This is a genomic window from Methyloversatilis discipulorum, assembly GCF_000527135.1.
Classification (GTDB): Bacteria; Pseudomonadota; Gammaproteobacteria; order Burkholderiales; family Rhodocyclaceae; genus Methyloversatilis; species Methyloversatilis discipulorum.
Genome location: NZ_AZUP01000001.1, coordinates 1383596 through 1399369, shown reverse-complemented (window position 1 = coordinate 1399369; position 15774 = coordinate 1383596). Strand labels below are relative to the sequence as shown.

The 15774-nt window shown below is 69.2% G+C and carries 10 protein-coding genes; 9 read left to right on the top strand and 1 reads right to left on the bottom strand.

Going from position 1 to position 15774, the window contains the following annotated elements; genetic code table 11:
• Nucleotides 1–9 precede the first annotated feature (9 nt).
• From METFAM1_RS0106355 to METFAM1_RS0106315, 9 genes are all read left to right on the top strand, one after another.
• Complete coding sequence (locus METFAM1_RS0106355; RefSeq protein ID WP_019918768.1) at nucleotides 10–1347, top strand: flavin-containing monooxygenase; 1338 nt, start codon at nucleotides 10–12, stop codon at nucleotides 1345–1347.
• 34 nt (nucleotides 1348–1381) lie between these two features.
• Entirely contained in the window at nucleotides 1382–6622 is a 5241-nt protein-coding gene (locus METFAM1_RS0106350; protein WP_019918767.1) for an alpha/beta fold hydrolase, read from the top strand.
• A complete protein-coding gene (locus METFAM1_RS0106345) occupies nucleotides 6622–9339 on the top strand; it encodes a beta-ketoacyl [acyl carrier protein] synthase domain-containing protein (RefSeq protein ID WP_019918766.1) in 2718 nt (905 codons plus the stop codon). Before METFAM1_RS0106350 ends, METFAM1_RS0106345 begins: the two co-directional genes overlap by 1 nt.
• The gene (gene fabD, locus METFAM1_RS0106340) at nucleotides 9336–10481 is read left to right on the top strand and encodes an ACP S-malonyltransferase (protein WP_024300522.1); all 1146 of its coding nucleotides are present in this window, start codon (nucleotides 9336–9338) and stop codon (nucleotides 10479–10481) included. The genes METFAM1_RS0106345 and fabD overlap by 4 nt, the downstream gene beginning before the upstream one ends.
• A complete protein-coding gene (locus METFAM1_RS0106335; RefSeq protein ID WP_019918764.1) occupies nucleotides 10478–10735 on the top strand; it encodes an acyl carrier protein in 258 nt (85 codons plus the stop codon). Before fabD ends, METFAM1_RS0106335 begins: the two co-directional genes overlap by 4 nt.
• 2 nt (nucleotides 10736–10737) lie before the next feature.
• Entirely contained in the window at nucleotides 10738–12522 is a 1785-nt protein-coding gene (locus METFAM1_RS0106330; protein ID WP_019918763.1) for a fatty acyl-AMP ligase, read from the top strand.
• Nucleotides 12512–13276, top strand: coding sequence for a thioesterase II family protein (locus tag METFAM1_RS0106325; RefSeq protein WP_019918762.1), 765 nt, complete (start codon nucleotides 12512–12514; stop codon nucleotides 13274–13276). The genes METFAM1_RS0106330 and METFAM1_RS0106325 overlap by 11 nt, the downstream gene beginning before the upstream one ends.
• A gap of 2 nt (nucleotides 13277–13278) precedes the next feature.
• Entirely contained in the window at nucleotides 13279–13992 is a 714-nt protein-coding gene (locus tag METFAM1_RS0106320) for a 4'-phosphopantetheinyl transferase family protein (protein ID WP_232419667.1), read from the top strand.
• A 107-nt stretch (nucleotides 13993–14099) separates the two neighbouring features.
• A complete protein-coding gene (locus tag METFAM1_RS0106315) occupies nucleotides 14100–14909 on the top strand; it encodes a DUF6502 family protein (RefSeq protein WP_019918760.1) in 810 nt (269 codons plus the stop codon).
• A 10-nt stretch (nucleotides 14910–14919) separates the two neighbouring features.
• Here the strand turns inward: METFAM1_RS0106315 and METFAM1_RS0106310 are convergent, their stop codons facing one another.
• Nucleotides 14920–15570, bottom strand: a complete 651-nt coding sequence (locus tag METFAM1_RS0106310; protein ID WP_024300520.1) for an SGNH/GDSL hydrolase family protein — start codon at nucleotides 15568–15570, stop codon at nucleotides 14920–14922.
• Between the last annotated feature and the right edge of the window lie 204 nt (nucleotides 15571–15774).

Below are 15774 nucleotides of genomic sequence, written 5' to 3'. Positions count from 1 at the left end.
AGGACAGACATGACGAATTTCGATCACAGCGTGGGCATCATCGGCGGCGGCGCCTCGGGCATCGGCGTCGCCAAGGCGATGACCGAAGCGGGGCTGGATTACGAAGTGCTGGAGGCCAGTGGTGGCCTGGGCGGCAACTGGCAGCCGGAGGGGCCGGCGTCGAAGATGTACGCGTCGGTGCACCTGATCAGCTCGCGTCGCAACACGCAGTTTTCCGACCTGCCGATGCCCGACAGCTACCCGCACTATCCGCGGCACAGCCAGATGTACGCCTACCTGATGTCGGTGGCTGCGCGCTACACGGTCGAGGCGCACACGCGCTTCCACACCCGGGTCGTCCGCGCGCGGCCCGAGGGCGGTGGCTGGCGCTGCGAGCTGGCTGACGGCGGCGTGCGCCGCTACGCCCATCTGGTTGTCGCCAACGGCCTGCTGCGCATTCCGCTGGTGCCGAAGTTCGACGGCCATTTCGACGGCGAAAGCGTGCACTCCGGCGACTACCGCTCGGCCGACCAGTTCCGCGGCAAGCGCGTGCTGGTGGTGGGCGGCGGCAATTCGGGCTGCGATATCGCGGTGGACGCCGCACTCAATGCCGACGCGGCTTTCCACTCGACCCGGCGCGGTTACCACTACATGCCGAAGTTCGTCGATGGCAAGCCGACGCAGGAATGGCTGATGGACATCGCGCCGAAGTTCACCGACGCCCAGGCCTACTGGGACCACGTCGGCGCGGTGTTCAAGCTGGCCGGCTTCGACGGCACCGACTTCGGCCTGCCGGCGCCGGACCACCGCATCGATGCAGCACACCCGATCATGAACTCCCAGGTGCTCTACCACATCGGTCACGGCGACCTGGCGCCCAAACCGGACATCCGCCGCATCGACGGGCGCACCGTCGAATTCGCCGACGGCAGCCGCGAGCAGATCGACCTCATCCTGTGGGCGACCGGCTTCCGCACCGATCTGTCCTTTTTCGATGCGGCGGATTTCGATCCGCGCGTCGATCTCGATCGCCTGTTCCTGCGCATGGTGCCGCAGCGCCACGAAAACCTGCTGTTCGTCGGCTATCTGAACACGCCGTCCGGCCTCGGCAACGTACTCAACATCACGGCGCGCTTCGTCGCTGCCTGCCTGCGCGCGCGCATCGCCGGCAGCGACAACTTCCGTCGCCTGCAGCAGATGAAGCAGCAGCCCGAGCGGCTGGATCTCGGTCAGGGCCGCTTCATGGACACCGACCGCCACCGCTACGAGGTCGACCTGTGGAAGTACATCCGCGCGGTCAATTTCGTCACCGGAAAGCTGCTCGACGGCGCCGCGCAGACCGCGCCGGCCGAGGCACTGCCGGCATGAGCACCGACTTCACCACGCATACCGGGGGTTCCGCATGGACATGAGCATCGCCGACGAACTTTCGCCGGAAGAGGCACTGGCGCTGATCGAAGGACTGGAGATGGACGCGGCACCGCCGATCGCACCGACCGTCGTGCCGCCGTCACCGCCCATCTCACCCACGACCTCACCGGCTGCGCCGGCGCCCCGCCTACCGGCTGTGCGGCCGGCGCTGGAAGTGGCGCTGGAGCACGATCTGGGCACGCTGGTCATGGACGTGCTGAAGCTCGAAGCCGCCGATTTTTCACCGACGCGCTCACTGATGGACTACGGCATGGATTCGATCTCGTCCACCGAGATCGGCAACCGTTTCACCGCGCGCTTCGGCATCGTCATTCCGCCCACCGTCTTCTTCGAGTTCCAGGATCTGCGCGGCCTCACCCGCTATCTGCTGAAGAATCACGACGCCGACGTGAAGCGCGTGCTGGGTGAACTCGAAGGGTCGGTTGCCGTCGCGCCAGCCGCCGCCGCTGCCCGTGCCCCCGAACCTGTCCGGACAGCTCCGGCCCCGGCCCCGACGCCCCGCCCGGCGCCCGTTGTCGCGGCGCCGGCCACGCGGGTAGTGCCCGTGGCGGCCGACGCGCCGCTGTCGATCGAGGCGCTGTGGGCGGAGCAGGGTGGGGCCGCTGCGCCGCGGGCCGTCGTTCCGCCTGCACCCGCTCCCTTACGAGTACCGGTCGCCCGCGCACAGGACACCGCCACCCCCGAAGGCGGCGTCCGCCAGCCTTCGCGCGAACATCTCGATGCACAGCAGGTCTTCGTCGACCAGGCGCGTTCGGTCAGCGTGCAGGGCCGCTCCGGCCGCACCATCGAGGCGGCGGTCTACGGCCAGGGGCGGCCGGTGCTGCTGCTCGGCGGCCTGGTCATGCACACCTCGGTCATGTGGCGGCTGCAGTTGCGCGAACTGGGCGAGCACTACCGGCTGATCGCCTATCACATGCCGGGCTGCGGCCGCACCGACTTCTACAGCCCGCTGACGCTGTCGTCGATGGCGTCCGACGTCGCCGAACTGCTCGACGGCCTCGGCATCACCGACGCACTGCCGGTCATCGGCTATTCCTTCGGCGGCGTGCTGGCGCAGCGCTTCTGCCTTGACCATCCGCAGCGCGTGTCGGCGCTGGTGGCGACGGTCACCTCGCCGTTCGCGCAGGGGGCGAACGACTTCGCGACGCTGATGCGCGAGCTGCAGATGAGCGAGCGCTTCATGGAACTGAACCGCGGCTGGAACATTCCGTCGCTGCCGGCCTACCAGGCCGTTGTCGGCGCCTTCGACCACCGCGAGGCGCTGTCCGCGCTGCGCTGCCCGGCACTGGTGATCAGCGGGCGCGAAGACCGCTACATGCAGCCGGCCTACGGTCGTGCGCTGGCCGACGCGCTGCCCGGTGCGCGCTACGTCTGCTTCCCGGGCGCCGGGCATCTGCTCGGCTTCACCCATTTCGAGGCCTACAACCGTCTGCTGCTGCGTTTCCTCGACGAGGTGGCACCGGCGCGCGGCGAGGTGGCGGGTGTGCCCGCACTGTCGCCGGCCAGCGCCTTCGCGCCGGCCGACGCCGACGCGCTGCAGGTGCTGGAAGATTACGTGCGGCGCGGTGACCAGGGCCACTGCGCCATCCTGTCGCCGCAGTCGGCGCAGGTCGCGCTGCTGCTCAACCGCATCCACGCGCAGAACAAGACCGGCGACGAGGACTATCGCTGCCTCTTCCTGACCTCGCAGCACGAGGCGCTCGACGCCGCGCTACGCCTGGCCCGGCATCGCGCGCGCAACCGCGACGCCGACAGCAGCGGCGAACTGCTGCTGATCGACGCGGGAGAAGGCTGGCGTCGTTACTTCGATCCGCTCGACGCCGGCCCGGACGACGCACTGGTTCCGGGTGTGGCGTTCGTGTCCACCGTGCTCGAAGCGATCGAGCGGCTGGAAGGCGGCGCCTCGCCGGTGGCGGCCGTGCTGGTGTGCGACGCCTTCACGCCAACCGAGGACGCCGACCGCCTGATCGCCGCCTGCGCCGCGCGCGAGGTGCTCAGCGTGCTGGTCGACAATAACGATCCGGACACGGCGGCTGAGGCGTGGATCGCGCCGTCCTGCCGCGAGCGCGCCGACATGATCGTGCTCGGCGAATCGATGGCCGCGAGCCAGGTGCCGGTGGCCGCCTGCATGGTGCGTGCGCCGGTACACCAGACCTGGAGCATGACGCCCAGCGAAAGCTATGTGCGCAACGTGATGACCAGCTTCGGCTTCCCGTTGGCGGTGGCGCGCGAGGTGTTGCTGGCGCGCTTCGCCGACGCGATCGACGGCGACACGCACCGGCTGATGCGGCGCATCGACGCCGATGTCGACGCCTGCTACGACGCCCACCTGCGCTGGGGCAATTCCGGCTACGCCCGGGTGGCGCGCCTGCACGGCTTCGACGCGCGCTTCGAAGCGGCACGCGGCATGAAGTCACTGCTGCGCGACCGCGACGGTAGCGCGCGCACGGTGCTCGACTGCTTCGTGAACGTGGGCACCAGCCCGCGCGGCCTGAACCCGCTGGACGTGATCGACGGCGTGGTGCGCGCGCACGACGCGAACACCGATTACTGGGGTGAACTGGCCGCGCTGCTGAGCGAGCGCACCGGCCTGCCGTATGCCTTCCCGGCGTCGAGCAATGTCACCGCGGTCGAGGTGGCGCTGACGCTGGGTGCGCTCGCGAGCCCGCAGAAGCGCCGCATGCTGTTCTTCTCCGGCGGACTCGGCTTCTCGATGCTGAGCGCGGTGGCCTCGCACGACGCGGTGTTCGACATCTTCCGCAAGCCCTTCGAGCCGCTGTACCGGCACAGCGTGTTCATCGACGCGCACGCGCCGGACGCGGCGCAGAAGCTCGAAGCCGAACTGCTGTCCGGCGACATCGGTCTGGTGTGGTTCGAAACCATACAGGTGGACGCCAACGCCACCCGCCCGCTGCCGCCGCATCTGGTCGAGCTCATCGTCCGTCACCGCGAAGCCGGCGGCTATCTGGTCGGGGTGGACGAAACCCAGACCAATCTGATGACCGGCCGCCTGCTGCACAGCGCACCGCAGGTGCCGTCGCCGGACCTGATCGCGCTCGGCACTGCGCTGTGCGATTCGCTGGTGCCGACCGGCGTCGTGCTGTGCAGCGACGCGCTGCGGCAGCGTGCGCTGGCGCGGTCCCCGGCGCGCCTGCAGGAACTGGCCGGCCGCCAGCGCTGCCCGCTGTCGGCGCACATATCGCTGCATGCGCTGCGCAAGGTGTTCGAGCAGGGGCTGGACGTCCGCGCGGCAGCCACCGGCGCGTCCTTCCGGGCGAAGCTGACGGCGCTGCAGCGCGAACTGCCGATGATCACGGCCGTGCGTGGCGAAGGCCTGCTGCTTACCATCGATCTCGACCTCGCCGGGGCTGATCCCTTCCTTCAGCGCAGCTTCGGCTACCTGCTGTGGGGCGCCATGCTGCGCGACCCGGTGCAGGGCGTGGCGGTCGCGGTCTGCCCGATCCACAACAACAGCCTGCGTTTCCTGCCGCCGCTGGACATCGCCGACGCCGAGGTCGACCTCATCGTCGACAGTCTGCGCCGCCATCTGTCCGGCGGCATCGCGCCGGTGGTGCTCGACTGCGCCGCGCATTCGGCGCGCATCGGTGAAGCGCGCACCGCTGCATTCCTGAAGTCCCTCGTCCCCACCGAAAACAAGGAGGTCCGTCGCATGAGTGCTCCCCGTTCACTGTCCGCGCCGCCGGTCGCACGCGAATTCACCCGCGCCTTCGTCGAACGCATTCCGGGCGGCGCACGCATGCTCGAACGCCTGCGCGGCAAGGGCCGCTCGCCGCGCCAGCTGCCGCGCGTGTGCGTGGTCGGCGCCGGCGTCGGCGGCATTTCGATCGGCAAGGCGCTGACCGAATACGGCATCCCCTTCGACTGCTTCGACGGACGTGACCGCATCGGCGGCATCTGGGCCTTCGATCCGGATCGCAAGTTCACCTCCGTATGGCACGCGATGAACCAGAACACGCCGCGCGGCCTGTACCAGTACACGGATTTCCCGATGCCGGACGACTACCCGGATTTTCCGTCGCATCAGCAGGTGCACGCCTATCTGGAGAGCTATGTCGATCACTTCGGCTTCCGCGACCGGATACAGCTGAACACCCAGGTCAAGCGCGCCGAGCGCTTCGGCGACAAGGGCTGGCGGGTCACGCTGGACAGCGGCGAGGTGCGCCACTACGACGCGCTGGTGGTGGCCAACGGTCACCACAACGAACCGAATTTCCCGGATTACTACTACCGCGACGTGTTCGACGGCGAGGCCATCCACTCGCAGCACTACCGCTACCGCGAGGACTACCGTGACAAGGACGTGCTGGTTGTCGGCGTCGGCAACAGCGGTTCGCAGGTGGCGGTGGACATCAGCCACGCCGCGAAGTCGACCTGCATTTCACTGCGCCGCGGCGTCTATGTGCTGCCGCACTACCTGTTGGGCCTGCGCATGGACCGCGCGATGGCCTTCCTGAACGACTGGTGGTTCAAGAAGATCCTGCCTTACCCGCTGTTCAACCTGGTGCACACCGGGCTGTACAAGGCGCTGATCCAGCGCCACAGCAGCATGGGCATGCCGAAGCCGGATCACCTGATGATGTCCAGCCTGCCCACGCTGTCGGAGAACTTCGCCAACCGCATCGGCGACGGCAAGCTGAAGATCGTGCCCGAGGTGAAGCACATCAAGGGGCGCAAGGTGTTCTTTGCCGACGGCAGCGTGCGCGAGTTCGACGCCATCGTCTATTCGACCGGCTTCAAGACCACCTTCCCCTTCCTCGACAAGCAGTTCCTGAACGCCGACGACAACAAGGTGCCGATGTTCAAGCGCATCTTCGTGCCCGGCGTGGACAACCTCGCCTTTATCGGCCTGTTTCAGGCGGTGACCTGGGGCTTCCTCGACATGATGGAAGCGCAGTCGAAACTGGTGGCCGAGCACTTCGCCGGCTTCTATCGCCAGCCCGACATCGCCGCGCAGAAGCGCGACATCGAACGCGAGCAGAAGATCATCCACCGCGAGTACCTGGCGACGCTGCGCAACAACTACGAAATGCACGGCCCGACCTATATGCACGAGCTGGCGAAGGAGCATGCGCGTGGCCGCACCCGCGCGCGAAAGGCCGGATTGCCGATGCCGTGCGCGGCCAGCGGCGTGCCGGTGACCGACGAGAGCGCGCTGCAGGACGTGCCGGCGCTGGCCGGAGCGACGGTGTGATGCAGCCGTCCGCTGCCATCGCCATCGTCGGCCTTGCGGCGCGTCTGCCCGGTGCGCCCGATGTCGCCGGCTTCTGGCATGCGCTGCTCGGCGACGCTGCGGCCATCGCCGAGGTGCCGCCGTCACGCTGGGACTGGCGCGCGCATTACGCGCCGCCGGGTGGTGCGGCGAATACCGCGTATTCCACGGTGGGTGGATTCATCGACGACGTGGACGCCTTCGATCTGCGCCACTTCGGCATCGCGCCGCGCGAAGCCGAAGCGATGGACCCGATGCAGCGGCTTTTCCTGCAGTCCGCATGGACCGCGCTGGAGGACGCCGGTATCGCGCCGCGCAGCCTGTCCGGCCGGCGTGTCGGCGTGTTCGCCGGCGTCGGCAATGCCGAATACACATCGCTGATGCGTGCCGCGCACTGCGACAACGACGCCTACCGCGCCACCGGCATGGCGCTGACCCTGGTCGCCAACCGGCTGTCCTATGTGCTGAACCTGAGAGGTCCGAGCCAGGTGGTGGATACCGCTTGCTCCGGTTCGCTGGTCGCGGTACATCGCGCCATCGAGCAGCTGCGCCTCGGCCAGTGCGAACTGGCACTGGCCGGCGGCATCAGCCTGATGCTGAGCCCGGAGCTGCACGTCGCCTTCAGTCAGGCGGGCATGCTGAGTACTTCAGGGCGCTGCCGGCCCTTCGACGCGGAAGCCGACGGCTATGTGCGCGGCGAGGGCGTCGGCGTCGTCGTGCTGAAGCGGCTGGATGATGCGCTGCGCGATGGTGACTTCGTCCATGCCTGCATCCTCGCCTCTGCCGAGAACCACGGTGGCCGCGCGCACAGCTTGACCGCGCCCAGCTTCAAGGGGCAGGCCGAAGTCGTCGCCGCGGCCTGGCAGGCGGCCGGTCCGGCGGTGCGTCATCTGTCGCACATCGAGACGCACGGCACCGGCACGCCGCTGGGCGATCCGATAGAGATCGCCGGGCTGAACGAGGCGTTGCGGCAGTGCCGCGCGGCCGACCCGGACCGCACGCCGGCCGGCGACATCCGCCTCGGTGCGCTGAAGTCGCGCATCGGTCACCTTGAAGCCGCAGCCGGCATCGCCGGTCTGATCAAGACCGTGCTCGCGTTGCGGCACGGGCTGATTCCGGGCCATCCGGCTTTCGTCCGCGCCAATCCCCAACTCGAACTGAGCGGCTCGCCGCTGCGCATCGCAGGCGGGCCGCAGGCCTGGGGCGAAGGGCCGCGGGTGGCCGGGGTCAGTTCATTCGGTTTCGGCGGCGTCAATGCGCATGTCGTGCTGCAGGCGCAGCCCGTGCCGGTGTGGCCGGCCGGTGCTGACGAGGCCGAAGTCGTTCTGCTGTCGGCGCGTGACGCCGACACGCTGCGCGCACGCGCGGCGCAGCTGTTCGACTACCTGTATCCGGATGTGCAGCCGCGCGTGCTGCTCGCACTTCAGCAGGCCAGCGGCGCACTCGATTTCGACGCGCAGTGGCCGGCACTCGGCGTTGATGCGGACACGATGACGCGCGCCGCGCAGTCGGCAGCGCAGCGGCTGGGCATCGACCCCGCGCGGCTCGATCTGCGCGACTGCATGTGCTGGGGCGAAGTCGCCGCCGCATTGAGCGAGGCGCTGCCCGCCGCGGTGCCGGATCGCCTGCACGCCCGCGCCAGCCTGTCGCGGACGACGCTGGCGCCGACGCTGCAGGCGCTGGCCAGTTCGCTTTTTCTCGGCCGCGATCTGCAATCGCATCGGCTTGCTGTCGCGGCGACGGACGTCAGTGGGCTCGCGCTGCAACTCGCGGCGTGGCTGTGCGATGCGCCCGCCCCCATGGTGGTCGTCGCGCAGAGCGCGAAGGACGGAGGCGGCGAGCGGCCGCTGCCCGACTGGCGGAGCGCAGCGGGGCTGGCCGACTGGCTGCGGGCGGAGCTCGCATTCCCCTCGCTGAGCGAACAGCTGTCCGCGCGCTACGCCGTGGGTTGTCCGGCGCGGGTGCCGCTGCCCACGCTGCCTTTCCGCCGCGATCGCGTGTGGTTCAGGGCGGTGGCACCGGTTGCGCCGCAGCCTGCCGCCGATGTGCCGCCCGCCGATGTGCCGCCCGCCCTTGTGCCGCACGACATCGACGCACTGCTCGGCCCGTGGATCGGCTTGTTCGGTCGCAGGCCTGCCTGCCTGCCGTCTCTGCTGCCGTGGCCGGGTCATGTGGCGACGAGCGGCGCCGTCAGTTTCATCGACGTCGCCTGGGCGGCCGCGTCGCCGCGTCACCGGCGCGTGCTGCCGACCCGTGCCGACGGCGGCCTGCGCTACCGCGCGCAGGCGGACGATGGCGCGCAGACATTGCTGCGCGTCGAGCGCATCGTCACCGGCGAGGCTCTGGAGGCGGCGGCGGGTGGTCCGCCGGCCTTCGTGATGGACGTCGCCCCGTCGTCAGACGATCCGCGCGCGCTGTGGATGCACTGGACGGTGGCCGTCGCCCGCGCACTGCAGGGCATGTTCCGCGACGCCACCACGGCGCCGCTGCTGCCTTACCGCGCGGCGCGGGTGAGCTGGGCCGAGCTGCCGACCGCGGGACCGCAACGCCTGCTGCTGAGCGCGGACGCTGACAGCGGTCGCCTGGGCGTGCGCGGCGAGATCGACGGCCGCATCGTGCTGCAGATCGACGGCCTTGAACTGCGCGAGGCGCGCTGGTTGGCACAGCCATCGAAGACCGGCGCGGAGATGCTGTCGTGAAGGCGGTCGTCTTTCCAGGGCAGGGCGCGCAGCGCAAGGGCATGGGCGTCGAACTGTTCGAGCGCTATCCGCGACTGGTGGAGCAGGCTGATGCCGTGCTCGGCTACAGCCTGCACGAACTGTGCACCGACGGCGCCGACCGTCTGATCGACACCCGCTATACGCAGCCCGCGCTGTTCGTCACCGGCTATCTCGGCTATCTGGATCACGAGCACCGGCACGGCGCGCCGACCATGCTGGCCGGACACAGCATCGGTGAATTCGTCGCGCTGGCGGCGGCTGGCGCGCTCGACTTCATCGACGCACTGCGTCTGGTCGACCGTCGCGCCCGCATCATGGCCGCCATCCGCGACGGCGCGATGGCGGCTGTCATCGGCCCCGGGCGCGACGAGGTCGACGCGTTGATCGTGCGGATGGGCGTCGATGGACTGGAGATCGCCAACGAGAACAGTCCCACGCAGACCATCGTCGCCGGCCTGTCGGGCGAAATCGACACCTTCGTCGAACGCTGCCGCGAGGCGGGCACGCGGGCGGTGCGCCTGCGCGTCAGCGGCGCCTTCCATTCGCGCCACATGCGGCCGGCAGCGACCGAGTTCGCGCAGGCGCTGCGCGAAACGTCGTTCCAGCCCCCGCGCATTCCGGTCATTGCCAACGTGACCGCACGACCGCACGACGCGCAGATCGCCGACGTGATGGCGGCCCATCTCTACAGCCCGGTGCGCTGGATGCAGTCGGTGCACACCATGCTCGACGCCGGCGTCAGCGAATTCGTCGAGATCGGCCCGGCGCCGGTGCTCGCACCGATGATCGACGAGATCCGCGCCGGCTGGCGCCCGCAGCGACGCGCAGCGGTGGCGGAGGTGCACTGGCCCGAGTTCGCGCCGCCGCCGGTTGCGGGTGCCCACGCCGCACTGGCTGCCGCGCTGCACCGGCTGTACGTCGAGCCGGCTGCCAGTGCAGCCGACTGGGCAGCGCTGTGGACGTGCGGACTCGATGTCGCCGGCTGGCCGCCGCTCGAGCTGGCGGCCACGCCGCGCAGCGTGCGCCGGCAGGTCCGCCGCGCACTGGAAACCCTGATTCCGGCGGCCGCGTCCGCGCAGCATGCCGACCCGTCTTCACCCTTGCACGGACGACACCCATGAGCACCGAACACGATATCGCGGACTTCATCACCACCTTCATCGCCGACCGCACCGGCGTGCCGGCGCACGACATCGAGCCGGAGGAGAACCTCGGCAGCTACGGACTGGGGTCGATGCAGGCGGTCGATCTCGTCGGTTCGCTGGAGGACCGCTACCGCGTGTCATTGTCGCCGGCACTGGTGTTCCAGTACCCGACAGTGGCCGAACTGTCGGTGGCCGTCGCGCAGCGCGCCGCTGCCACCGCGGGAGCCTGACGATGTACGCGCGCATCGAAACCGACGATCTCGCTGCCGGCCTCTACGACGAGGTGTCGACGCTGTCGGTCACCGACATCCTGCAGCGCCGTGCGGCGCGGCACCCGCAGCGCGTGCTTTTCCGCTTCCTCGACGAGCACGGCCGCGAGGAGGACCTGCTCACCTACGGCGACGCCTGGCGGCGCAGTACGGCGATCGCGGCCGTGCTGGCTGCGCACGGCGGGCCGGGCGACCGGGTCGCGCTGTTCTATCCGGCCGGTCTGGATTTCATCGTCGCCTTCCTCGGCTGCCTGCTGGCGGGGCGCGTTGCCGTGCCGCTCAACCTGCCGAGCAGGCGGCGCGTCGATCGCTGCCTGCGCATCCTGCGCGACTGCGGTTGCCGGCGCGCGCTCACCGTGTCGTCGCTGGAAGCGGGGCTGCGCGACATCCTGTCGGTCGACGCCGACCTGCCGCTGGCCTGGCTGGCGACCGACATGCTGCGTAATGAAGCGACCGCAGCCGGCATCGTGCCGCCGCCGGCCGACGAGCGCATCGCCTTCCTGCAGTACACCTCCGGCTCGACCTCGCATCCCAAGGGCGTCATGGTGAGCCAGCTCAACATCACCACCAATCTGCGCATGATGCGTACGGCCTGGGTGCTGGATCACACGTCGAACACCGTGTTCTGGCAGCCGCACCACCACGACATGGGCCTCATCCTCGGCCAGTTGCTGCCGGTCATGCTGGGCAACGAAACGGTGCTGATGGGCCCGAACACCTTCGTCCGCCAGCCCTTGATCTGGCTCGACGCGATCTCGCGCTACCGCGCGGTGCTGGCCGGTGGGCCGAACTTCGCCTACGAACTGGCGGCCCAGCGCTGGCAGCCGGGCCGGCTCGAAGGCTGCGACCTGTCCAGCTGGCGCATCGCGTTGAATGGCGCCGACGTCGTGCGCGCGGCCACGCTGGAACGCTTCGCCGCCACCTTCGGCCCGCTCGGTTACCGGCCCACCACCATGCTGCCGTGCTACGGGCTGGCCGAGGCGACGCTGTTCGTGTCTGGCGGCCCGGTCTGCGAAATGCCGCGCGTGCGCAGCATCGACGCGCATGCGGCCGAGACCGAAGGTCGCGTGCGCGAGGACCTCGGCGCCAGCGGACGCACCGTGGTCGGCTGCGGTCTGCCGTCGGACGAGATCGAGGTCGCCATCGTCGATCCGGCAAGTGGCGCGCGGCTCGGATGCGATCGTCTGGGCGAGGTATGGGTGTCGGGCGACACCAATGCGCTGGGCTACTGGCAGCTGCCGGAGCAGAGTGCGGCCACCTTCGGCGCCGAGATCGCCGGCGAGTCGGGGCGCCGCTACATGCGCACCGGCGACATCGGCTTCATCGGTGCCGACGACGGCCAGATCTATCTGTGCGGGCGGATGAAGGACCTGCTCATCGTCGATGGCCGCAACCTGCACCCGGAGGACGTCGAATACACCATCGTCGAGTCGCACCCGCTGATCAAGCCGCAGAGCTGCGCCGTGTTCGAGGATGACCGCGGCGAGCAACGCCGGCTGGTCGCGGTGATCGAAGCCGACCGCGAACTGAAGCGCGCACTGCCGGAGATCGGCAAGGCGCTGCGCATGCAGGTACGGCGCGCGGTGTCGGAAGAGCACGGCGTGGCCATCGCCGACATCGTGTTCATCGCACCGGCGACCTTGCGCAAGACCACCAGTGGCAAGGTGCAGCGCAGCCTGATGAAGCAGCTGCACCAGCAAGGCGGGCTCGACGTCATCGACGTGGCGGTGGCGCTCGATGCCGCCTGAGTCCGCCGGGCGGCTGGTGCGCATCTGCGACGCAGGTGCCGGTGCACCGGTGGTGCTGGCCGTGCCCTACGCCGGTGGCAGTGCGCAGTCCTTCTTCGCCTGGAAGCCGCTGCTCGACGGGCAGCTGACGCTGCTGGCACTCGAACTGCCCGGGCGCGGTCGCTGCTACGGCCAGCCGATGCCGTCGTCGCTGCTGGCGCTGGCCGACGGGCTGGTGCAGACGCTGGTCACCGAAGGCGTGCAGCCCGATCTGCTGTTCGGTCACAGCCTTGGCGCGCTGATCGCCTTCGAACTGCTGCGCGCGCTGCGCCGGCGTGGCCGGTCGCTGCCGGCTGCGGCGCTGATGTCGGGCCGCATCGCGCCCTCGCATCCGCGCACTTTCGGGCTGCCGCGCTTCGGGCGTGAGGATCTGGTCGAGTATCTGCGCGACCTCGGCGGCACGCCGGACAGCGTGCTGAACAACGACGCGGTGATCGACATGATGCTGCCGGTGCTGCAGCAGGATCTCGAACTGATCGCCGGCTACGACTACGCGCGGGCGGCGCCGCTGGATATCGACCTGAACACCGCCGGCGGTTTCGACGACGACCGCGTGCCGCTGTCCGGCCTGCTCGGCTGGCGCGATGAATGCACCGGGCGCTTTGCGCTGCACATGCATCCGGGCGGCCACTTCTTCGTCGAAACCGAGCGTGCCGCGATGGCCGCCCTGTTGTGCGAACTGGCCGCGCGCGGTCCGCGCGCCAAGGCAGCCTGACCGTGCACAGGCTTCCCTCGGGCACGGTGCGGGTGTTCGTATCGCCGATGGCGGCCTACGATGCGGTCAGCCTGCGCCAGCTCGAACGCGCGGTGCTGGTGCCCGAGGAACAGCGCCGCGCGCGCGTCATCCTGCGCCCACCCAGTCGCGACGCCTTCATTGCAGCGCACGCGCTGAAGCGTCTCGTAGTGCGCGCGCTGCTCGGGCACGCCCCGAGTTTCGCCTGTGAGGCGGGCGGCAAGCCGGTGCTTGCAGGCGATGCGCTGCACTTCAACATCAGCCACTGCGACAGCCATGTCGCGCTGGCGCTGTGCGGCAGCGCGCCGGTGGGCGTCGACGTCGAGTCGGTGCCCATGCGGGTGTCGATGCCGCAGGTGATGCAGGCCGCTCTGACGGCGAGCGAACGCTCGCGCGTGATGGCGGAAAGCGACCCCGAGCGCTCCTTCCTGATCCACTGGACGGCCAAGGAGGCCTACGTGAAAGCCACCGGCGAAGGTCTGGCGCGCGGTTTCGACACGCTCACGCTGGGTGCAGGTGCCGGGCCCCTTCATCTGCTCGGCGAGCGGGTCGCCGCGCACAGTCTGCACTGCCGCTCAGCCCGCGAGCACGTGTTGTCGGTCTGCGCCCTGGGCGAAAAGGAAGACGCGGTGCAGCAGGTGCGGATCGAGTCGGTCATCTGTTCGCTGCGCGGTGTCGAGGTCCTGCACTCGCGCTAGCACAGTCCCGGTGCCGCGGCCGTCGGTTACGAAATGATGGGAATGATTCGTACTCCTGTTTAACCGGACTGTGGGATACTTTTGCGCACCCGAATCCGGTCCCGCAAATGACAGACCCATCCAGCTCTGCCGTCCTGACGTCGACGCTGCGTGCCGTGCTGCGCCCGGTGGTGCGCCTGATGCTGGCGCGCGGGGTCACCTTGCCGCTGGCGGTCGAACTGCTGAAGCGCGTTTACGTGCAGGTTGCGCTCGAGAATGCGGGGCGCGACGGACCGGTCACCGACAGCCGGGTGAGCCTGCGGACCGGCGTGCATCGCAAGGACGTCAAGCGGCTGCGCAGTCTGCCCAGCGCGCACGCTGATCTGCCGCGCAATGTGTCGCTTGGCGCGCAACTGATCAGCCGCTGGCTGGGGCAGGCGCCGTGGCGTGATGCGACCGGCGGCGCGCGGCCCTTGCCGCGGCTGGCGAGCGCCGGCGGCGGCACCTCGTTCGAAGCGCTGGTTGCGTCGGTGAGCAAGGACATCCGTGCGCGACCCGTGCTGGACGAGTGGCTGCGACTGGGCATTGCCCACCTGAATACGCGCGACGAGGTGGTGCTGAATACCGGTGCTTTCGCGCCGCAGGAGGGCGCCGACGAGCAGCTCGCGCGTTTCGCGCTGCACGTCGGTGACCACGCGATGGCGGCCGTCGACAATCTGCTCGGTCAGGGCGATTCGTGGTTCGAGCGCGGCGCGCATTATCGCGGGCTGTCGGCGGCGGCGGCGGCGGCGCTGCATGCCCGGGCTTCGGAACTGGGTGCAAAGGCCCTGCAGTCGCTGGAACGCGACACCGCTGCGGGCGCCCGGTCAGCCGACGATGCAGGTCGGCGACTCACGGTCGGCATATACGTCTACGCGGAACACGACAGGCAGCGCTGAAGCGGGCGCTTCAGCGCGCACTCAGCACGCCCAGTTGTTCGACCTCTTCGGCCAATGCAGCACCGAGCAATGCGTGCTGGTCGGCATCCAGGTGCACGCCGTCGTGCGGGCTGGCGCTGATCAGGCGACCGGCGTCGAAGAAGGCGCAGCCCAACTCATTGCACACCGCCTGCAGCGCATCGGCCAGACCGACGCATTTCGTTTCCCCGCCGACGAATTTCTCGGCGATCGGGCCTTTGGGCGAAGCGATCGGCGGCGGTGCGACGACCAGCACCGGCGGCACCGGCATGCCGGGTTCGATCGGCGCTTCGCGGATCGCGCGCACCAGCGTTGCCGTGCCCTGGGCCGAGTGCCAGGCGGTGTGCGGGTGCATGGACTGGAAGTCATTGGTGCCCAGCATCAGCACCACCAGCGACAGCGGTGAGTGGATCTCGATGCGCTGGGCCAGACCGGAGAGACCGTTGCGGCCCGGCTTGAAGGGGTCCTCCCACACAGTGCGGCGCCCGTTCAGACAGTCCTCGATCACGCGCACGCGGCGCTGGTCGCCGTTGAGCGCGTTCTCCATCACGCCCGGCCAGCGGCGGTCGAAGTCCAGCCGCCGTCGCGTGGTCGGCACGATGCCCCAGGACAGCGAATCGGCATAGACGAGTATCTGCTGCATCAATGCCTCCATCAAAAAATTAAATGAATGCGTGGGCCAGTTTGACACGCTACGGATGCTGCGATGCGCAAATGCCGTGCGCGTGCGCGTTGCCGACGGTCATCGTCGGGCGATCGGCCTTGTGGGGGCGCTGGAGGCGTGAATGAACATGTCCGTGGAATGTCATTTCGATGTTTGTGGTGTTCGGCCGAAACGGCTTGCAGA